General features: G+C 43.5%; 20 protein-coding genes and 2 other annotated features. Of the genes, 17 read left to right on the forward strand and 3 right to left on the reverse strand.

Features of this window, described 5'->3' with window-relative positions; genetic code table 11:
* Positions 1-16: 16 nt before the first annotated feature.
* The 11 genes from speD to AWH49_RS02650 all read left to right on the forward strand — a co-directional run bounded on the left by speD (position 17) and on the right by AWH49_RS02650 (position 9,024).
* Positions 17-400, forward strand: a complete 384-nt coding sequence (gene speD / locus AWH49_RS02600; RefSeq protein ID WP_018394133.1) for an adenosylmethionine decarboxylase — start codon at positions 17-19, stop codon at positions 398-400.
* A 103-nt stretch (positions 401-503) separates the two neighbouring features.
* On the forward strand, positions 504-962 hold the full coding sequence (nrdR, locus tag AWH49_RS02605) for a transcriptional regulator NrdR (protein WP_018394132.1): 459 nt from the start codon (positions 504-506) through the stop codon (positions 960-962).
* A gap of 55 nt (positions 963-1,017) precedes the next feature.
* On the forward strand, positions 1,018-2,409 hold the full coding sequence (locus AWH49_RS02610; RefSeq protein ID WP_063964543.1) for a replication initiation and membrane attachment family protein: 1,392 nt from the start codon (positions 1,018-1,020) through the stop codon (positions 2,407-2,409).
* Positions 2,396-3,325, forward strand: coding sequence for a primosomal protein DnaI (dnaI, locus tag AWH49_RS02615; protein WP_063964544.1), 930 nt, complete (start codon positions 2,396-2,398; stop codon positions 3,323-3,325). Before AWH49_RS02610 ends, dnaI begins: the two co-directional genes overlap by 14 nt.
* A 333-nt stretch (positions 3,326-3,658) precedes the next feature.
* Positions 3,659-5,590, forward strand: a complete 1,932-nt coding sequence (gene thrS / locus AWH49_RS02620; protein WP_063964545.1) for a threonine--tRNA ligase — start codon at positions 3,659-3,661, stop codon at positions 5,588-5,590.
* A gap of 122 nt (positions 5,591-5,712) precedes the next feature.
* Positions 5,713-5,847: a sequence feature (ribosomal protein L20 leader region), on the forward strand.
* Between the two features lie 76 nt (positions 5,848-5,923).
* Positions 5,924-6,442, forward strand: coding sequence for a translation initiation factor IF-3 (gene infC / locus AWH49_RS02625; RefSeq protein ID WP_196803591.1), 519 nt, complete (start codon positions 5,924-5,926; stop codon positions 6,440-6,442).
* Between the two features lie 23 nt (positions 6,443-6,465).
* Positions 6,466-6,663 (forward strand): 50S ribosomal protein L35, encoded by a 198-nt coding sequence (rpmI, locus tag AWH49_RS02630; protein WP_018394127.1) that lies wholly within the window; start codon positions 6,466-6,468, stop codon positions 6,661-6,663.
* A 33-nt stretch (positions 6,664-6,696) separates the two neighbouring features.
* Positions 6,697-7,053, forward strand: a complete 357-nt coding sequence (gene rplT / locus AWH49_RS02635; RefSeq protein WP_018394126.1) for a 50S ribosomal protein L20 — start codon at positions 6,697-6,699, stop codon at positions 7,051-7,053.
* A gap of 130 nt (positions 7,054-7,183) precedes the next feature.
* The gene (locus AWH49_RS02640; RefSeq protein ID WP_034286817.1) at positions 7,184-7,435 is read left to right on the forward strand and encodes a DUF1294 domain-containing protein; all 252 of its coding nucleotides are present in this window, start codon (positions 7,184-7,186) and stop codon (positions 7,433-7,435) included.
* Positions 7,432-7,917, forward strand: coding sequence for a dUTP diphosphatase (locus tag AWH49_RS02645; protein ID WP_063964546.1), 486 nt, complete (start codon positions 7,432-7,434; stop codon positions 7,915-7,917). The genes AWH49_RS02640 and AWH49_RS02645 overlap by 4 nt, the downstream gene beginning before the upstream one ends.
* A gap of 18 nt (positions 7,918-7,935) precedes the next feature.
* Positions 7,936-9,024, forward strand: coding sequence for a M42 family metallopeptidase (locus tag AWH49_RS02650; protein WP_063964547.1), 1,089 nt, complete (start codon positions 7,936-7,938; stop codon positions 9,022-9,024).
* A gap of 10 nt (positions 9,025-9,034) precedes the next feature.
* Here AWH49_RS02650 and asnB read toward each other — a convergent pair whose 3' ends face one another.
* Positions 9,035-10,915 (reverse strand): asparagine synthase (glutamine-hydrolyzing), encoded by a 1,881-nt coding sequence (asnB, locus tag AWH49_RS02655; RefSeq protein ID WP_063964675.1) that lies wholly within the window; start codon positions 10,913-10,915, stop codon positions 9,035-9,037.
* Positions 10,916-11,020: 105 nt separating this feature from the next.
* A complete protein-coding gene (gene sspI / locus AWH49_RS02660; RefSeq protein ID WP_018394121.1) occupies positions 11,021-11,224 on the reverse strand; it encodes a small acid-soluble spore protein SspI in 204 nt (67 codons plus the stop codon).
* Positions 11,225-11,316: 92 nt separating this feature from the next.
* On the opposite strand from sspI, the gene AWH49_RS02665 reads away from it, so the two are divergent.
* The 3 genes from AWH49_RS02665 to pheT all read left to right on the forward strand — a co-directional run bounded on the left by AWH49_RS02665 (position 11,317) and on the right by pheT (position 15,862).
* Positions 11,317-12,072: a TrmH family RNA methyltransferase gene (locus tag AWH49_RS02665; protein ID WP_063964548.1), complete on the forward strand. Its 756-nt coding sequence runs from the start codon at positions 11,317-11,319 to the stop codon at positions 12,070-12,072.
* Positions 12,073-12,117: 45 nt separating this feature from the next.
* Positions 12,118-12,349 (forward strand) — a binding site (T-box leader).
* Between the two features lie 45 nt (positions 12,350-12,394).
* Positions 12,395-13,429, forward strand: coding sequence for a phenylalanine--tRNA ligase subunit alpha (pheS, locus tag AWH49_RS02670; protein WP_063964549.1), 1,035 nt, complete (start codon positions 12,395-12,397; stop codon positions 13,427-13,429).
* An 18-nt stretch (positions 13,430-13,447) separates the two neighbouring features.
* On the forward strand, positions 13,448-15,862 hold the full coding sequence (pheT, locus tag AWH49_RS02675; RefSeq protein WP_063964550.1) for a phenylalanine--tRNA ligase subunit beta: 2,415 nt from the start codon (positions 13,448-13,450) through the stop codon (positions 15,860-15,862).
* 53 nt (positions 15,863-15,915) lie between these two features.
* Here pheT and rnhC read toward each other — a convergent pair whose 3' ends face one another.
* Positions 15,916-16,833, reverse strand: coding sequence for a ribonuclease HIII (rnhC, locus tag AWH49_RS02680; protein ID WP_063964551.1), 918 nt, complete (start codon positions 16,831-16,833; stop codon positions 15,916-15,918).
* Positions 16,834-16,924: 91 nt separating this feature from the next.
* Here rnhC and zapA point away from each other — a divergent pair, with 91 nt between their 5' ends.
* From zapA to AWH49_RS02695, 3 genes are all read left to right on the forward strand, one after another.
* Positions 16,925-17,203 carry a cell division protein ZapA gene (gene zapA, locus AWH49_RS02685; protein WP_018394116.1) on the forward strand — a complete coding sequence of 93 codons (279 nt, stop codon included), beginning with the start codon at positions 16,925-16,927 and terminating at the stop codon, positions 17,201-17,203.
* A gap of 69 nt (positions 17,204-17,272) precedes the next feature.
* Positions 17,273-18,979, forward strand: a complete 1,707-nt coding sequence (polX, locus tag AWH49_RS02690) for a DNA polymerase/3'-5' exonuclease PolX (RefSeq protein ID WP_063964552.1) — start codon at positions 17,273-17,275, stop codon at positions 18,977-18,979.
* Between the two features lie 24 nt (positions 18,980-19,003).
* Entirely contained in the window at positions 19,004-21,358 is a 2,355-nt protein-coding gene (locus AWH49_RS02695; protein ID WP_063964553.1) for an endonuclease MutS2, read from the forward strand.
* Positions 21,359-21,364: the final 6 nt, after the last annotated feature.

Consider the following 21,364-nt stretch of genomic DNA (forward strand, 5'->3'; position numbering starts at 1 on the left):
AAAGGGGGAAACGATCATGGAAACAATGGGTCGTCATGTTATATCAGAATTATGGGGCTGCAATTTTGACAAATTAAACGATATGGAAGTAATCGAGAGAATTTTTGTCGACGCCGCTCTTAAATCAGGTGCGGAAATCCGCGAAGTCGCGTTCCACAAATTTGCTCCGCAGGGAGTAAGTGGAGTCGTCATCATCTCCGAGTCACATTTAACGATTCACAGTTTTCCTGAACATGGATACGCAAGCATTGACGTATATACATGCGGGGATCTTGATCCGAATATTGCTGCGAACTATATCGCAGAAGCACTCGAAGCTGATACACGTGAAACAATTGAACTGCCGCGTGGTATGGGACCAGTGCGTTCACAACTTAAACAAACAGTAAGCGCTATGTAACAAAACGAGATGTATGATCTTCATACATCTCGTTTCTATTTTCAGAGTGCCTTTTTTTTAGTATGATAAAGAGTAAAGACAGAAAAATCGGAGTTGATTTAACATGATTTGCCCTGATTGCCGCTATAACGGGACGAAAGTAGTTGATTCACGTCCTGCAGATGAAGGGCATTCCATCCGCCGCCGTCGAGAGTGTGAAGCGTGCGGTTACCGGTTTACGACATTCGAACGGGTGGAGCATATGCCGCTTATTGTCGTTAAAAAAGAAGGAATGCGCGAAGAGTTCAACCGTGACAAAATGCTGCATGGATTAATTAAAGCATGTGAAAAGAGGCCGGTTCCACTTAGCACGCTTGAAAAAATGACAGCTGATATTGAAAGAGATATACGAGCAAAAGGTATTTCGGAAATTCAATCAGAGTGTGTCGGCGAAATGGTGATGGACCGGCTGGCTGACATTGACGAAGTGGCATACGTCCGATTTGCGTCTGTATACCGCCAGTTTAAAGATATTAGCGTCTTTTTAGATGAGCTAAAAGATATTATTAACAAAGAAAAATAAGAACCCGGGAGAAACTACTCCGGGCTTTTTTTTCTTCTAGCAGGGAGTGGACAGCATGAATAGACACTGGAATGAAATACAACCTTCAGATGCTTATACGATTTCGATCTCGGGATGCATTGATAGTTTGGAACGGAAAGTAATCACTCTTTTGTATCAACCACTTGTTGGTGCGCAAGCGCTTAGTCTGTACATAACGATGTGTGCGGAAGTAGAAGATGGCAAACTTTCGTCAGGCGGAGCGCCGCATTATCATTTAATGAATACGCTTTGCTGCAACTTGCAACAAATTTATGAAGACAGATTAAAGCTTGAAGGAATCGGTCTCTTAAAAACGTATGTGAAAAAGATAGATGAAAGCCGAGAATTTTTATATGAAATTCAGCAACCTCTTGCACCGGATCAATTTTTTTCGGATGGATTACTTAATGTGTTTTTATACCGAAAAATTGGCAAACCGCATTTTCTTCGTTTAAAGCATATGTTTTGTGATAAAGAAGTAAAGACAGCTGAATTCCGTGATGTGACCCATGATTTTACGGATGTGTTTTCAACGGGTTATACAGACAGTCAAGAAGCAGAGAAAGACAGCACCCCGCAGCAGGACAGCCGATTTGCGGGAAAAGGAGAAAGTAGTAGTCCTATATTAGCGGATTCATTTGATTTTTCAGAGCTTGAATTGACATTAAAAGATGCGCTCATTCCAAAGACAGCTTTAACGCCATTTTTAAAAGAAACGATTGAAAAGCTATCCTTTCTCTATGGCATTCAACCGTCCGAAATGAAAAATTTTGTGTTGTCCGCCATCAATGAACAGGACGAAATAGATGTCGAAGAATTACGAAAATCCGCGCGTGATGCGTATCAATTTGAATCAGGCGGACGTTTGCCGGATATGACACCGCGTATTCAAACGGCACCGTCTAGCACTGCTGCACCAGAGCTGAAAACGCAGGAAGAAAAACTTATACATTATTTGGAGACGGTATCGCCACGCCAATTGTTAATCGACATTTCTGGCAGTGTACCGTCAAAAGCGGATATGCAGATCGTGGAGCAAGTGATGCTGCAGTATAAATTAGCACCAGGTGTTGCCAATGTACTAATTCAATATGTTATGCTGAAAACAGATATGAAGCTTTCGAAAAGCTATGTTGATAAAATTGCCTCTCACTGGGCGCGTAAAAAAGTAGCGACAGTACTTGAGGCAATGAATTTGGCGAAAAGCGAGCAGCGTCAATACGACGATTGGGCCCAAAATAAAGATAAGCCGAAAACGACGAAACGAAAAACGACGCGACAGGAAAAATTGCCTGCGTGGTTTACGAATACGAACAAAAAAGAAGAGAAACAAACTGTCGATCAAAGCTTTGAAGAAGAAAAACGAAAACTGGAAGAAGCGTTGAAAAAACGTACAGAAAGGGCGTCCGCCGGTGAAAAAGATTAAAGATGCACTTAGGAATATATCAACATCACCCGGGTTCAATGAACGATATGAACAGATGAAGCGGGAATTGTTGGATGACCTGTTAATCCGTTCATTTATAAAAGAAAACGAATTAAGCAAAACGGACATTGAAAAAGCACTTGTTAAGCTGTATGAATATAAATCGCAAAGTCATAAATGTGATAAATGCCCATCGCTTAAAGAATGCGTAAATGACGTGATGAAAGGCTATGAACCGGAGCTTGTCTTTCGTCACGGAGCAGTAGAGCTTGATTACAAGCGCTGTCCGCGAAAAGTAAGAGATGATGAGATGAAGCATTTACACCGCCATGTAAAAAGTTTATACGTGCCAAAAGATGTACTACAGGCAACATTTACCGAAGTGGATCTCGACAATCGGAGCCGTCTTGATGCAGTGAAGGCGGCAAAAGATTTTGTCGATCAATATGACCTAGAAAATAAACCGAAAGGACTATACATATATGGGCCATTCGGTGTTGGAAAATCATTCTTATTTGGTGCGATTGCGAATGAACTGGCGGAAAAAAATATAGCATCATTGATCGTCTATTTCCCGGAATTTGTAAGAGAGATGAAGCAGTCACTCAATGATCAATCGACGGGTTCGAAAGTGGATGCGGTGAAGTCTGCACCTGTACTGATGATTGATGATATTGGTGCCGAAACGATGTCGGGCTGGATTCGTGATGATATTCTCGGAACCATTTTGCAATACCGTATGCTTGAAGGACTGCCGGTTTTGTTTACATCGAATTTTGACCATGCCGGACTTGAACATCATTTAACGTATTCGCAGCGGGGCGAATCAGAAGCTTTAAAAGCAGCACGCATTATGGAACGTATTAAATATTTGACTGTACCAGTTGAAATGAACGGTGTAAACCGCCGTAAGTAAATCACGCTTGATTTTAGCGTGGGGAGATACTATAATAACGTCATATGAAAAGTGATGACAGGGACACGTTTGATTTGGAACGTCTTCAGAGAGGGGAAGCATCTAGGCTGTAACTTTCCCGGCGCGAACAATCTATTCACCACCCTCGAGCTCTGTTTGTGAACGCAAATTTTTTTGCAAGTAATAAACGGCGGCACCAGACCGTTATCTGACTGCAATGAGCCGGGGAAAATTTCCCGGAAAGTTGGGTGGAACCGCGATTTAAACCTCGCCCCTTCGTAATAGAAGGAGCGGGGTTTTTTGACGTTTTTTAATAATAAGGAGGAAACAATCATGTCGATTCAATTAACATTTCCAGATGGCGCCGTAAAGGAATTCCCATTGGGAACAACAATGGAAGATGTCGCGCAGTCGATCAGTCCGGGACTTCGCAAAAAAGCGCTTGCCGGTAAACTATCGGGTACACCAATTGATTTGAAAACACCGATCGAACAGGATGGAGCCATTGAAATTATTACGCCTGACCATGCGGATGCATTGGAAATTCTGCGTCACAGCACAGCGCATTTAATGGCCCAGGCGATTAAGCGTGTATACGGCGCAGACAAAGTAAAGCTTGGTGTAGGTCCGGTTATTGAAGGCGGGTTTTATTACGATATCGACATAGACGAGTCGATCACGCCGGAAGATTTGCCAGTGATTGAAAAAGAAATGAAAAAAATCATCAATGAAAATGTGCCAGTCATTCGTAAAGAAGTCACACGTGATGAAGCGAAGAAATTTTATGAAGAAATCGGCGATGAGTACAAAATTGAGCTTCTTGAGGCGATTCCGGCTGATGAAACGGTTACGCTTTATGAGCAAGGTGATTTCACTGACCTTTGCCGCGGTGTGCACGTACCGTCAACAGGCAAGCTGAAAGAATTTAAATTGTTGAACATTGCCGGTGCGTACTGGCGCGGCAATTCCGACAATAAAATGCTTCAGCGCATTTATGGAACAGCCTTTTTCAAAAAAGAAGAGCTTGAGCATCACTTGAAAATGCTGGAAGAAGCAAAAGAGCGTGACCACCGCAAAATTGGGAAAGAACTCGATTTGTTTACAAACTCACAAAAAGTGGGCCAGGGACTTCCGCTATGGCTGCCAAAAGGCGCGACGATTCGCCGCATTATTGAACGCTATATCGTCGACAAAGAAGTCAGCCTCGGCTATGATCATGTGTATACACCGGTGCTTGGCAGCGTGGAGCTGTACAAAACAAGCGGCCACTGGGGGCATTACCAGGATGGCATGTTCCCACTCATGGAAATGGACAACGAGGACCTTGTTCTTCGTCCGATGAACTGCCCACATCATATGATGATTTATAAAAATGATATTCACAGCTATCGTGAGCTGCCGATCCGTATTGCTGAACTTGGCACGATGCACCGCTATGAAATGTCAGGCGCGCTTGCCGGCCTTCAGCGCGTTCGCGGCATGACGTTAAACGACGCACACATTTTCGTTCGTCCGGATCAAATTAAAGATGAACTAAAGCGTGTGGTTGAATTGGTTCTTGCTGTATATGAAGATTTTGATTTAACCGATTACTCATTCCGCTTGTCTTACCGTGACCCGCAGGATACAGAAAAATATTATGACGACGATCAAATGTGGGAGAAAGCGCAGGGCATGCTGAAAGAAGCAATGGATGAGATTGGCATTGACTATGTGGAAGCGGAAGGCGAAGCAGCGTTTTACGGACCAAAGCTTGATGTGCAGGTGAAAACAGCGCTTGGCAAAGAAGAAACACTTTCGACCGTTCAGCTGGATTTCCTCATGCCGGAGCGTTTTGACTTAACATATGTAGGAGAAGACGGCAAACAGCACCGCCCGGTCGTTATCCACCGCGGTGTCGTTTCTACAATGGAACGGTTTGTTGCGTTCTTGATTGAAGAATACAAGGGCGCATTTCCAACGTGGCTGGCACCTGTGCAGGTTCAAATTATTCCAGTATCAAATGAAGTTCATTATGATTATGCGAAACAATTAAAAGATCAATTGAAAGCAGCGGGTATTCGCGTTGAAATGGACAACCGTGAAGAAAAACTCGGCTACAAAATCCGCGAGTCGCAAATGAAGAAAATTCCGTACATGCTCGTTGTGGGCGACAAGGAATTGGAATCCGGTTCTGTCAACGTTCGCAAATATGGCGAACAAGATTCAGATACAATGTCATTTGATGACTTCCGTGACTATGTACAGCAAGAAGGCAAAAGATAAAAATAAAAGTTGTTTTTTTCAGCAGGTAATGGTATTATTTAAAACGTTGGTTCTTTCAATTGCTCTTCTAGACATTTGAAAGAATATATGATACAGTTACTTAGGTGAATAGAACACACGATAAAAGAAAGCAGAAGCGCCCGCTTCTCACCTCGTCTGACAAATTTGTTGGCAGGTTGACATGGTAAATGACAAAGCTATTTAAAAGCTTTTTACTGGCGGGGCATCTACTTCAGATGCCTCGTCTTTTTCATGCAGGCAGCGCTCTGTTTTCCCATGGGAACCCCGTTCTTTTAAAGATACGTGTTTTCTAAAATTACCTGGAGGTGGCTTATTATTAGCAAAGATATGAACTTAAACGAAGGCATCCGTGCCCGTGAAGTACGCCTGATTGATCAAAACGGCGAACAACTCGGCATTAAACAAAAACGTGACGCTCTTGATATTGCAGCACGTGTTAATCTTGATCTTGTGCTTGTTGCACCGAACGCGAAACCACCTGTAGCCCGTATCATGGATTACGGAAAGTTCAAGTTTGAACAGCAGAAGAAAGAGAAGGAAGCCCGCAAAAACCAAAAAATCATCCTATTGAAAGAAGTGCGTCTCAGTCCGACGATTGATGAGCATGATTTCAATACAAAACTTCGCAGTGCAATTAAGTTTTTGGAAAAGGGTGACAAAGTAAAAGCTTCGATCCGATTTAAAGGACGTGCGATTACGCATAAAGAAATCGGCCAACGTGTACTTGACCGCTTTGCAGAAGAGTGTAAGGAAGTTGCGACAGTTGAGTCTAAGCCGAAAATGGATGGCCGTAGTATGTTCCTAATTATGGCGCCGAAAAACGAAAAGTAAACCAGTTTGAGGAGGAAGTCGAAATGCCAAAAATGAAAACTCACCGTGGTTCTGCCAAACGTTTCAAGAAAACAGGTTCGGGTAACCTGAAACGTTCAAAAGCTTATACAAGCCACTTGTTCGCGAATAAATCTACGAAGCAAAAACGTAAATTGCGTAAAAGCACAATGGTTTCTAAAGGCGATTTCAAACGTATTCGTCACATGCTCGACAATCTGTAATAAAATTATGTAACATCATTAGGAGGGAATAGTATGCCACGCGTAAAAGGCGGTACTGTAACACGCAAACGTCGTAAAAAGGTTCTTAAGTTAGCAAAAGGTTATTTCGGTTCGAAACATCGTTTATATAAAGTTGCCAATCAACAAGTGATGAAATCCCTGCAATATGCATACCGGGATCGTCGTAACAAAAAACGTGACTTCCGTAAATTGTGGATTACACGTATTAACGCAGCTGCTCGTATGAACGGTCTTTCTTATAGCCGTTTAATGCACGGTTTGAAACTTGCTGGTATTGAAGTAAACCGCAAAATGCTTGCTGAACTCGCTGTTAGCGATGAAAAAGCATTCACGCAGCTTGCTGATGCAGCTAAAAAACAACTCGGTTAATTGTAACTAGAAAACTGCCCTGAATCTATTTCAGGGCAGTTTTTTAGTTTATGTGAAGACTCTATTTTTTACCTTTTCCGTTTAATTTTGATAAAATAAGAAGGGAGGTGCATCGGTGTCGATTTTATTTATGTATTTTATAATGATCAACTTTGTCGCCTACATCGTGATGGCAGGGGATAAACGAAAAGCCCGGCAGAAGAAGTATCGGACGAGTGAACAGACACTCTGGCTGCTGGCGCTGCTAGGAGGTGCACCTGGCAGTTTTGTTGCGATGCAGACACATCGTCATAAAACGAAACATGTGTCGTTTAAATATGGAATACCGGTGCTTGCGGTCATTGATCTCGTCATATTGGGTATAATAGGGGGAGTAATGTGAATATTGAAAAGTTGTTTAATATGCAGCGAGGGCTCGATCGTTACATAGAAGAGGGGCATAATCTGGCAGGTAAAGATTTATTTGATCAAAAAACATTGGCGTTACTCGTTGAAATTGGCGAACTGGCAAACGAAACACGCTGCTTTAAATTTTGGAGTACGAAAGGGCCATCTGAGCGAAACGTTATTTTAGAAGAGTTCGTTGATGGGGTCCATTTTATTTTATCGCTCGGGATTATGGCTGGCTTCGATCAAGATAAGCCGGTATTTGAAGCGGGAGCCGTAGATCAGACGAAACAATTCATCCTTGTGATGGAGTCAGTTCATGCGTTCCATAAAGAAAAAACAAAATCGAATTATGAGCAGTTAATGAATCGTTATTTTGCGCTTGGAGATCTGCTCGGATTTTCACCCGATGAAGTGGAAGCAGCGTATGTCGCAAAAAATGAAGTAAATTATGAACGGCAAAAATCAGGTTATTAAAAAAGGGGGCATATTAAAATGAAGAAACTTGATGAAACATTAACGATGTTAAAAGAATTGACAGATGCAAAAGGGATTGCAGGTAATGAACGTGAAGTGCGTCAAGTCATGCAAAAATACATTGAACCGCACGCTGATGTTGTGACAACAGATGGATTAGGCAGTTTAATCGCGAAAAAAACTGGCAACGGGGACGGGCCGAAGATTATGGTCGCCGGTCACCTCGATGAAGTTGGATTTATGGTGACGCGTGTTGACGAGAAAGGATTTATCCGTTTTCAAACGGTAGGAGGCTGGTGGAGCCAGGTGATGCTGGCACAGCGCGTGACGATTGTGACGAAAAAAGGGGATGTAACAGGTGTCATTGGCTCAAAACCGCCGCATATTTTGCCTCCGGAAGCGCGTAAAAAGCCGGTTGATATAAAAGACATGTTCATTGATATAGGAGCATCAAGCCGTGAGGAAGTAACAGAATGGGGTGTACGTCCAGGCGATATGATCGTTCCCTATTTTGAATTTACGGTTATGAACAATGAGAAAATGCTTCTCGCTAAAGCATGGGACAACCGGATTGGCTGTGCCATTGCGATTGATGTGATGAAATATGTGAAAGATAAGAAGCATGAGAACATTGTATACGGTGTTGGAACGGTACAGGAAGAAGTCGGTTTGCGTGGCGCGAAAACGTCCGCTCATATGATCGAGCCGGATATCGCATTCGGTGTTGACGTCGGCATTGCGGGTGATACTCCGGGCGTGACTGAAAAAGAAGCAATGGGTAAAATGGGCAAAGGCCCGCAAATTATTTTGTATGATGCATCGATGGTATCACATAAAGGACTGCGTGATTTTGTAACAGATACAGCGGATGAACTCGATATTCCGTATCAGTTTGATGCGATGGCGGGCGGCGGAACAGATTCTGGGGAGATTCATAAATCAGCAAATGGTGTGCCAACATTGTCTGTGACAATCGCAACGCGCTATATTCATAGTCACGCGGCGATGCTCCATCGTGATGATTATGAAAATACGGTGAAATTACTCGGTGAAGTTATTCTTCGTCTCGATCGCAATACAGTGAACAAGATCACATTTGAAGCATAAGAAAAGCCGCTCACGATACTGTGAGCGGTTCTTTTTTGACTTCTGTTGCAGATTCTTCAATAAATAGCTTGTGCCATTGCATAAAAATAAGCAGAGTCCACAATTTGCGGCTGTTATCTTCTTTTCCTTCAACATGATCGTCAAGTAACTGATGAACGTATGATTTGTTAATTAAATGATCGACTTCACTTTCTTGAATCATCGTACGTGCCCAGTCGTACAGTTCATTTTTCAACCAGACGCGGATTGGCACAGGAAAGCCAAGCTTTTTCCGTTCGAGCACATGATCAGGAACGATGCCTTCAGCAGCTCGTCGAAGTAAATATTTCGTCGTTTTATTTGATGTTTTGTCTTTTGTGTTTAGGCGGCGGGCCACATCGAATACTTCTTTATCAAGAAATGGAACACGCAATTCAAGCGAATGCGCCATCGTCATTTTATCAGCTTTTAACAAAATATCTCCGCGCAGCCATGTTTGCATATCAATATATTGCATTTTTTCCACGTCATCCGATGATTGGCAATCTTTATAATAAGGAGATGTGATATCCGTGTAAGGGACATTCGCGTTGTAATGCTGCATAAATTGCTTTTTTTCACGCTCTAAAAACATTTTCGCATTGCCGACATATCGTTCTTCAATCGATGTACAACCGCGCAATAAATAGTTGCGGCCTTTAAAACCGGCCGGCAGCTTTCGAAATGCTTCTTTCAAACCAGGTTTTAACCCATCCGGCAAGTAGCGGAAAACCGAGAGTGCCTGTGGTTCGCGGTAAATATTGTAGCCGCCAAACAGCTCGTCAGCTCCTTCTCCTGAGAGAACAACCGTTACGTGTTTTTTCGCTTCTCTTGCGACAAAATAAAGAGGAATGGCTGCAGCATCTGCAAGCGGATCATCCATATGCCAGACAATCTTTGGCAGTTCTTGTAAGAATTCTTCAGGTGTAATGTTGTACGTATGGTGGTGAACACCAATTTTATCCGCCGTCTCAGCTGCAACATCTATTTCACTGTAGCCATCAATCTTAAACCCAACAGAAAACGCATGAAGGTCTGGATTCATTTCTTTTGCAATGGCTGTCGTAATTGACGAATCAATCCCACCTGATAAAAAGCAACCGACCGGAACATCACTGCGCATATGATATTTTACGGAATCATATAAAACATCTTGAATCGCTTTGATCTTTTCCGACTCTGCTTGCATAACCGGCTGGAAAGATGGCTTCCAGTAGCGTTCAATATGCATCGGCTCATTTTTTCGCATTGTAAAACACGTGCCTGGCTCCAGTTTTTGAATCCCTGTGACCATTGTTGCAGGCTCTGGTACATATTGAAACGTTAAATAATGCTGAAATGAATGATCATCGACTTCTTTTTGAGGTAAAAATGCTTGGAAGCTTTTGCTTTCCGATCCGAACAGACAATAACCATCCTGCTCACTATAGTAAAATGGTTTTATGCCAAACCGATCACGTGCGCCAAATAATACCTCTTCGTGCTTGTCCCAAATTAAGAAAGAAAACATGCCACGGAGTTTTTCCACAGCGGCACTGCCCCAATGACAGTAAGCAACAAGAAGTACTTCTGTATCCGAGTGTGTATGAAACGTATAACCGAAATCTATCAACTCGTTGCGAAGTTCAATATAGTTATAAATTTCACCGTTAAAAATAATCCAGTAGCGCTCATTTTCATGTGAAAGCGGCTGATGGCCGTTTTCCGTATCAATAATGCTAAGGCGTCTGAACGCAAATTTTACTGTAGCATCACTAAAATATCCTTCATCATCCGGACCTCGATGGAAAATGGAATGATTTGCTTTTTGAATTGTTTCATCATTGAAGATTGTATTTTGATTATGGTGAAATACACCAACAAAACCACACATTATTTTCACCCCGTAATATATTCGTTTGTAAAGAACGAGTATACGCTTTTTTGGATGATTTTGCAAAAAAGTCCTCTTTTCTTAAATAGAAAAGAGGACAAAGTACTACGATTGAAGGGCAGAGGCCATTTTTTGAAGAACCGCTTGTTTTTCATCATTCTGGCTATTTTTCCAGAACAATTCAAACATCACACCGAGACCAGGCAGCGTCTTTTCTTCACCCTGCGCCACTGCATCTTGAATCGTGGCGGACAGCTGATTTTCATTTTGACCGTGTAAATTTTGAATAATCGCATTTCGTAAATTCATTTTATCCCCTCCTTGTTACTCTTATTTTGACCGGAGTGGCTTATGTTATACAGAAAAAATGCTATAATAAATCGACGAAAGGGGATTTGAACGTGAATTATATCCAATCGGCGAACAATCCACACATAAAACAGCTCAAAAAGTTACTGACAAAAAAAGAGCGCGACAAAACGGGGCAATACCTTTTAGAAGGTTTTCATCTTGTCGAAGAAGCGCTTTGTCATAAAGAAATGATCGATGAATTGATTTTTTCAGAAGCAGCAGTCATTCCATCCGCATGGAATACAGATGATCTCGAACTGACGATTGTGTCGCCGGAAGTGGCAGCAAAATTGTCTGACACAGAAAACGGACAGGGTGTCTTTGCAGTGTGCCGGAAATCGGATCAAACCGTACTGCCTGATGGAAGCATGTTTTTATTAATCGACGCTGTACAAGATCCAGGTAATATTGGCACAATGATCCGTACTGCCGATGCGGCAGGCGTTGATGCGGTTGTTCTCGGCGCTGGTACTGTCGATGTGTACAATCCAAAAGTACTCCGTTCTGCGCAGGGAAGCCATTTTCATGTGCCGGTCGTCAGCATAGATTTAGGTCAAGCAGTGCAGCAGCTGAGAGAGCGAGACATCCCCGTTTACGGAACAGCGCTTGATGGTGCATCTGATTACCGTAGTGAATCACCCGGCCCATTTGCACTGTTAGTCGGCAATGAAGGAAGCGGTGTTCGATCTGAATTGCTGCAAGAAACGACGAAAAACGTGTACATTCCGATTTTTGGCCGAAGTGAATCGCTCAATGTAGCTGTTGCTGCCGGTATTCTTCTATATCATTTTCGGGAAAACAATTGAATTTCAAAAACGGGTTGTCTATAATAATGAGTGTGAATTTGATAATGAAAGGCGATGACGGAGAAAAGTACGCCGCGCCTCTTTTTTTTAGGAAGAAAATGCCTTGACTGAAAGCATTTTTAAAAAGAGACGGCAGAAGTTCACCTCCTGAGCCGGTGCCAGGACCGTTAGACGTAAAGGCACACCGGTTTTAAAAAGCCGTTATCCGAATGAAGTGAATGCGTATATTTATGCGTATTAAAAAGGGTGGTACCGCGATCAAAGCCTCGTCCCTTTCCGGGAACGGGGCTTTTTTTATTTGTCAAAAAAAGGAGGAGTAAACGTGGAACAAAAGCTAAAAGAATTGCAAAGTCAGGCGCTTGAAAAAATTGCGGCTGCAGCAAACTTAAAAGAATTAAACGATGTACGTGTCGCCTATCTCGGCAAAAAAGGGCCGGTGACAGAAGTATTAAAAGGAATGGGTAAGCTTTCGGCAGAAGAACGCCCGAAAATGGGGGCGCTTGTAAATGTAGTACGTGAAACCATTTCGAAAAGTATTGAAGAAAAACAAGAACTGCTTGAAGCAGCAGCGATTGAGCAGCAACTTGCGCAGGAATCAATCGACGTGACACTGCCAGGTCGTCCGGTGAAACAAGGCAGTCATCATCCATTGACACGTGTTGCAGAAGAGATTGAAGACTTATTTATCGGCATGGGGTACACGGTAGCAGAAGGACCAGAAGTCGAACAGGATTTTTACAATTTTGAAGCGCTCAATTTGCCAAAAGACCATCCGGCACGCGATATGCAAGATACGTTTTACATTACACCGGAACTGTTAATGCGTACGCATACGTCACCGGTGCAAGTAAGAACGATGCAGAAGCACGAAGGCCGCGGCCCAGTCAAGATCATTTGCCCTGGTAAGGTGTATCGCCGTGACAGCGATGACGCGACACATTCACATCAATTCGCACAAATTGAAGGGCTTGTCGTTGGCGAAAACATCCGCATGAGCGACTTGAAGGGTACACTTGATGTGTTTGCGAAAAAAATGTTCGGCGAAGACCGTGAAATTCGTCTCCGTCCAAGCTTCTTCCCGTTCACGGAGCCATCTGTTGAAGTCGATGTGAGCTGCATGTGTGGCGGCAAAGGCTGCTCGATTTGTAAAGGAACAGGCTGGATTGAAGTACTTGGCGCAGGTATGGTGCACCCGAACGTGCTGGAAATGGCCGGTTTTGATTCAAATAAATATACAGGATTTGCATTCGGTATGGGACAGGAGCGCATTGCGATGCTGAAATACGGCATTGATGATATCCGCCATTTTTACACGAATGATCTTCGGTTCTTAAAGCAATTTTCAGTACATGAATAAATAAGGAGGAGTATACACATGTTTGTTTCATATAAATGGCTCGCGCAATATGTCGATCTGTCAGGCCAAACTCCACAGGAACTGGCGGAAAAAATTACCCATGCCGGTATTGAAGTCGAAGGAGTCGAAATCCCTGCTACTGAAATGAAAAATATTGTAGTTGGCTACGTAAAGACACGCGAACAGCATCCGAATGCTGACAAATTAAGCAAATGTCTTGTTGATGTTGGAGAGGAAGAACCTGTACAAATTATCTGCGGCGCGAAAAATGTCGGTGCAGGGCAATATGTTGCTGTGGCAAAAACAGGAGCAGTCCTTCCTGGAAACTTTAAAATTAAACGAGCGAAACTGCGCGGTGAAGAATCAAATGGCATGATCTGCTCGCTATCTGAACTTGGCATTGAAAGCCGTCTCACGCCGAAAGAATACGCAGAAGGTATTTTCAACTTCCCGAATGATGTTACACCAGGAGAAGATGCACTCGCAGCATTAAACCGTGACGATGCCATTCTCGAATTGTCATTGACACCAAACCGCTCTGACGCATTAAGTATGATTGGTGTTGCCTATGAAGTGGCGGCAATTTTAGACCGTGATGTGAATCTTCCTGCACCAAATCCGACTGAATCCGAGGAAAAAGCCTCTGACGCGATTCAAATTCGCATCGATACACCGAAGGATAATCCGATTTACATCGCACGCGTTGTGAAAAATATTAAAATTGGCCCATCGCCGATCTGGATGCAAACGTATTTAATGAATGCAGGCGTCCGCCCGCATAATAATGTCGTTGATATTACGAACTATGTCTTGATGGAATACGGTCAGCCGCTTCACGCATTTGACCTGGACCGTCTCGGCTCAAATGAAATCGTTGTTCGTCGCGCGTCTGAAGGCGAAAAATTTGTCACACTCGATGATACAGAACGCACATTGTCTGCCGATCAGCTTGTAATCACAAATGGCAAGGAGCCAGTTGCACTCGCAGGTGTGATGGGCGGAGCCAACTCGGAAGTACATGACGGCACTGTCAATGTGTTAATCGAATCGGCTTATTTTGAAGGCCAGATTGTTCGCGCAGCATCGAAAGCACATAGCCTTCGCTCCGAAGCAAGCGCCCGCTTTGAAAAAGGTGTTGATCCGGCACGTATTCAAGCCGCATGTGACCGCGCTGCTGAGTTAATGGTGGAACTAGCAAGCGGTACCGTCCTTTCGGGAAGCGTTATAGCTGGTGAATTAGCTATTGAATCAAAACGAGTGTCTATTACGCTTGAAAAATTAAATATGAGACTCGGCACGGATCTTCAAATGGGAGATGTGGAAGATATTTTCCGCCGTCTGCAATTTGAAACAGAAACGAATGGCAATGAGATTACGGTAACAGTGCCAACACGCCGTGGGGATATTACGATTGCCGAAGATTTGACGGAAGAAGTAGCGCGCCTCTACGGGTATGATCACATTCCGCTTACATTGCCGGAAGGCACTGTGAAGCCAGGTTCGCTTACATCGTATCAATTAGGCCGCCGCGTCGTGCGCCGTTATTTAGAAGGAACGGGATTCAACCAGGCAATTACGTATTCTCTTACATCGGCAAAACGCGCATCTGAATTTGCGCTTGAACACCGCGCTCCAGTGGCGCTATCCATGCCGATGAGTGAAGAACGTGCGTATTTGCGTCAAAGCTTGATTCCACATTTAATTGAAGCTGCGGCATACAATAACGCCCGCCAAATACCATCTGTTGCTTTGTATGAAACAGGCTCTATTTATTTAAATGAAGGCGAAAACGTTCAGCCGAAAGAAGAAGAGAGACTTGCGGGTATCGTAACGGGCGTGTGGCATGAACATTTGTGGCAAGGTGAAAAGAAAGCCGTTGATTTCTTTACGGTAAAAGGGATTGTTGAAGGACTTACGGCGCGGATTGGTCTTGCGGAGCGAATCACGTTCCAAAAAGCGGCACCTGCTGGATTCCATCCGGGTCGTACAGCGGAAGTATTGCTCGACTCTGAATCAATTGGATTTGTCGGGCAGCTTCACCCAACAATCTCTAAAGAAATGGATGTGAAAGAAGCGTATTTGTTTGAATTGAAGCTTGATGTTTTATTGAATGCATCGCGTGAAGATCTGGCATACACGGCCATTCCACGTCATCCATTTATTAGCCGCGACATCGCGCTTGTTGTCGACAGCACGGTTGAAGCTGCTGCTCTTGATGCAGTCATTAAACAGGCAGGCGGTACACTTTTAACAAGTGTTCGGGTGTTTGATGTATACGAAGGCGAACGGATGGAAGAAGGCAAAAAATCGGTCGCATTTGCACTAACGTATGCTGACCCAGAGAAAACATTAACAGATGAAGAAGTGACCGCTGTACATGAAAAAGTACTTGCTGCACTAAAAGAACAAGCAGGCGCTGACCTGCGCGCATAATGAGAAAAAGGACTCGATCATGACGATAGGGTCCTTTTTTTGACGCGTTTTTATTACAATCCACGCAGTATATTTTTTGCTTTACCTGTATTGGCAAAATGAAGCTTTGTGAAATGACGCAGCACGCTTTCATCATACGTTTTCATCAATTGGGCAGCTGCTTTATCAACAATGGGCCCGGCGCCTTTCGGAATAGTAAAGCCAGCTTCTTCAGACAGCTTATCCATTTCTTTTAAAAAGGCATAGCGGGCTAGAATCGATGCCGCTGCAACGGCCAGGTGGACGCTTTCGCCTCTCGTACTGAAAAAAACATTTTCACGCACAATATTTTTTTGTTCGTTTAAATAACGATAATACACTGTTTTTTCAGCGAATTGATCGATAAGTACTGCATCTGGTTGCACCGGCGCTATTTTTTCATGCAGTTTGCCGAGTGCCTGATTGTGTAAAATGGCTTTTATTTTTCCTTGTGACATCCCGCTTTCCTGCAAATCGTTGTATTTTTCATTGCGTAAAATAAGCAAGCTGTACGGAATATCTTTCAGTAATTTTTTCGCCACTGACACAATTTCAGGATCTTTCATATCTTTTGAATCACGTACGCCAAGTTCTTTTAATTCCGCAATTCGGCTTTTTTCAACATAAGCAGCAACGACTGTGATCGGACCGAAATAATCACCTGTTCCGACTTCATCGCTGCCTATGATGGACATCGATGCAAATCCATCCGGCAGCACAGTGCTTGACACTGATTTTTTCTTTGGCTCAGCGGTTTTACCGTCCCATTTTGATGATTCTTGAGCGGCATTTTTCCCTTGAAATAGTACTTTTCCGGAACGGTAACCGGTCACAGAACAGCCGTCAACTTTTGCTGAAAAGATGGCACCAGCCGGTAAATTTGCCAAGACTCCATAATGATTTTTCATTTTTTTCAATATTTCATTTGTAACAATTAATACAGTATGACTCAATTCAATAACCTCCAGACTTTCTTCCTTTTCACACTAAAACAGTCGTGGTATGATTAGTAACAGGATTTCATGAGAAATGGGGGCCGTACAATTGTCGGACGGACAAAAAACTCGCCTAACAGTTGACATCTACGGATATCAGTACACCATTGTGGGAACTGAATCAGAATACCATATTCGTCGTGTAACGGAAATGGTTGATGATAAAATGCGTGAAATCGGCAACCGTAACGCTACACTGGATACGCAAAAAATTGCGGTCCTGACCGCTGTCAATATGGTGAATGACTACTTGAAGATGGAAGAAGAACTGCACGAAATGAAAATGGAATTAAGCCGTTTGAAAAACAGAACAGCCGTCAATGGCTGAAAAACTTCTCTCGATTTGGTAGAGAAGTTTTTTTCTGCTACTATTAATAAGGAAAAGCAGGTGACATAGATGGTCAATAAAAAAGATATTATTCGGTTACTTGAAAAAATTGCAGTCTATATGGAATTAAAGGGAGATAATCCGTTTAAAATATCCGCGTTTCGCAAAGCGGCAGCAGCATTAGAAACGGATGACCGCAGTTTGTCTGAAATTGATGATGTGACAAAATTATCAGGCATCGGTAAAGGCACAGCCGCGGTGATTACAGAATACATCGAAACCGGGGAATCAACAGTATTGACAGAACTTGCAGGCGAAGTACCAGAAGGACTTGTTGCGCTGCTAGGGCTGCCGGGACTCGGCGGAAAAAAGATTGCCAAACTATATAAAGAGCTCGGCATTACCAATATGGAAGAATTAAAAGAAGCATGCGAGCAGCATCGTGTACAGGAGCTTGCCGGATTCGGCGCGAAAACGGAAGAGAAAATTCTGGCAGCTGTTGAAAAAGCAGGTACACAGCCGGATCGTCTGCCAATTATGTATATGCTGCCGATTGCCGAAAAAGTGGAAGCTTATTTAGCTGATCTGCCGCAAGTGACTAAATTCTCGCGTGCAGGCAGCTTGCGCCGCTTGCGTGAAACAGTGAAAGATCTTGATTTTATTATTGCGACAAAAGAACCGGAAAAAGTAAAAGAGAAGCTACTCTCGATTCCGAATAGGAAAGAAATCATTGCGGCCGGACCGACGAAAGTGTCGATCATCATTGACGGCGAGTTTGACGTGTCAATCGATTTTCGCATTGTTGCACCGCCACAGTATGCGAGTGCATTACATCATTTTACCGGTTCAAAAGATCATAACGTGAAAATTCGTCAGATCGCCAAAGAGCGCAATGAAAAGGTGAGCGAATATGGCGTTGAGCAGCGGGACGGTTCGGTAAAAACGTTTGATTCAGAAGAAGCGCTTTACAATCACTTCGACTTGCCATGGTTTCCGCCTGAAATTCGTGAAGACGGAACGGAAACGGATAAGTATAAAAAAGGTACACTGATCGAGTTGTCTGATATTAAAGGTGATTTGCATATGCATACGGCTTGGTCAGATGGTGCATTTTCGATTGAAGAAATGATTGAAGCATGCCGTGCACGAGGATATGAGTACATGGCCATAACAGACCACTCGCAGTATTTAAAAGTAGCGAATGGGTTGACTGTTGATCGCCTCCTACGTCAAAATGCAGAAATAAAAGAGTGGAATGAAAAATACAGTGATATCGAAGTGTTATCAGGCATTGAAATGGACATTTTACCAGACGGAATGCTTGATTATGAGGACGATGTGCTGAAAGAGCTCGACTTTGTGATCGCATCGATTCATTCAAGTTTTTCACAGCCGCAAAAAAAGATTATGGACCGGTTAAAAACGGCCTTGAATAATCCATATGTAAAATTGATTGCTCACCCGACTGGCCGGATTATTGGCCGCCGTGATGGCTATTCAGTTGATATGGAAGAACTTGTGAAGATTGCTGCAGAAACGAATACAGCACTTGAATTGAATGCAAATCCACACCGTCTCGATTTATCCGCGGATCATTTGAGATGGGCACAGGATGCAGGTGTAAAGATATTCATTAATACAGATGCTCATGCGATTGAGCACCTTAATTTTATGGAAACTGGCGCAAGTGCAGGGCGAAAAGGATGGCTTCGGTCGGAAACGGTTGTGAATACGTGGCCGAAAGAGCGGTTTCTTTCTTTTATACGCGGCCAATGATGTCAATAGAGGAGTGAAACAGATTTGAATAAAAAAGTGCTTGCAACACTTGAATTTGATAAAATTATCCAACAGTTAGCACGTCATGCATCGTCGGATGTCGGGCGAAGCTTTGCGGAAGATTTAAAGCCCTCTCTTCATGCAGAAGAAGTACAAGTTTGGCTTGATGAAACGGAAGAAGCGGCAGCGGTCCTCCGCATAAAAGGCAATGTACCGCTTGACGGTATTTATGACATCCGTCCGCATGCAAAGCGGGCTCAAATTGGCGGTGTATTAAGCGGCATCGAGCTTGTTCGAATTGCAAGTACAATTTTTGCGAGCCGGGTGATTCGTCAATTTATAGAGGATGTTCGTTTGGGAGGACAGGTGACGTTGCGCATCTTACCTGAGAAAACAGCGGTCATTCCAGTTTTGACAGATCTTGAACATAAAATTAAACGGACGGTTGATGAAAACGGACGAGTTCTTGATTCAGCGAGCGATGAACTACGGCATATTCGTCATGGCATCCGGTCAGCAGAATCGCGAATACGATCTAAACTCGAAAGCTTGACACGCGGGCAAAGCGCACAGAAAATGCTGTCGGACGCGATTGTGACGATCCGGAACGACCGTTACGTCATTCCGGTCAAGCAAGAATACCGCTCTCACTATGGCGGCATCGTTCATGATCAGTCTTCATCCGGACAGACGTTATTCGTCGAACCGGCTTCAGTTGTGAATTTAAACAATGAGCTGCGTGAATTGATGGTTAAAGAACAATATGAAGTGGAGAAAATTTTGGGTGAATTAACGATGGAAACAGCAGAACACGCGCCATCATTATTCACAATGACAAAAATGCTGTCGGAAATCGATTTTATTTTTACAAAAGGGAAATTTGCTCATTCGATGAAAGCGACAAAGCCACTCATTAATGAGAATGGTTACATACGTTACATCCAGGCGCGTCATCCACTTTTGCCGATTGATGAAGCGGTACCAAGCGATATTGAAATTGGTCAAGATTATACAGCGATCGTCATTACCGGACCGAATACAGGTGGTAAAACGGTGACGCTAAAAACGACGGGCTTATCCGTTTTAATGGCGCAGTCCGGCTTATTTATTCCGGCTGAATACGGCTCAGAGACGGCTATTTTCCAATCCGTTTTTGCTGATATTGGCGATGAGCAGTCGATTGAGCAAAATTTAAGTACGTTCTCGTCTCATATGGTGAACATTTCGGGTATTTTAAAAGAAGTCGACGATAAAAGCCTTGTGCTATTCGATGAACTCGGTTCTGGAACGGACCCGCAGGAAGGTTCAGCACTGGCCATCTCCATTTTGGATGAGGTGATTGCCAGAGGAGCACGGATTATTGCGACAACGCATTATCCGGAATTGAAAGCATACGGATACAACCGTGAACAGGTTATTAATGCAAGTGTAGAGTTCGATGTTGAAACGCTTAGTCCGACATACCGGTTATTAATCGGGATTCCAGGACGAAGCAACGCATTTGAAATTTCAAAACGAATCGGTCTTGACCCCGAAATTATTAAACGGGCACGTAGTTTAATCGGAGCGGATTCACATGAAGTCGACAATATGATTGCTGCACTTGATACAAGCCGCCGTCAGGCAGAAAAAGATGCACAAGATGCACGCGATTATTTACGCGAAACGGAGAAGCTGCATCGTGATCTGCAAAAAGAAGTGATTGCTTATCATGAACAGAAAGAGAAAATGGAAGAAAAAGCGCGTGCTGAAGCGGCTACTATTATTGAAAAGGCAAAAGCAGAAGCGGAAGAAGTGATGCGTGACCTGCGCGCTATACGCTTAGCAGGCGGAGCGAACGTAAAAGAGCATGAACTGATTGAAGCGAGGAAGCGGCTCGAAGGAGCGATACCAGAACAAAAGCAGAAAAAACCGGTAATTGAACCGGCAAAGCGTTCATGGAAACCGGGCGATGAAGTGAAAGTAATCAGTTTCGGCCAAAAAGGCAATATTATTGAAAAAGCAACGGGTGACGAATGGGTTGTTCAAATGGGGATCATTAAAATGAAAGTCGCGGAAAGCGATATGCAATTTATTAAATCAGAAAAAAAGAAAGAGCCAAAACCAATTGCGACCATTCGTGGCAAAGGCCATCACGTATCATCGGAACTTGATTTACGAGGTGAACGATATGAAGAGGCACTCAACCGTGTGGAGAAATATTTGGATGACGCACTGCTGGCGGGCTACCACCAAGTATCGATCATTCACGGAAAAGGAACGGGTGCGCTTATGAAAGGGGTGCGCGGTTATTTAACGAAGCACCGGATGGTCTCAAGCATTCGATTTGGAGGGTCTGGAGAAGGTGGACTTGGCGTCACGATCGCTGAATTGAAATAATGAGGA

It is taken from the genome of Domibacillus aminovorans (assembly GCF_001643235.1).
GTDB lineage: Bacteria > Bacillota > Bacilli > Bacillales > Domibacillaceae > Domibacillus > Domibacillus aminovorans.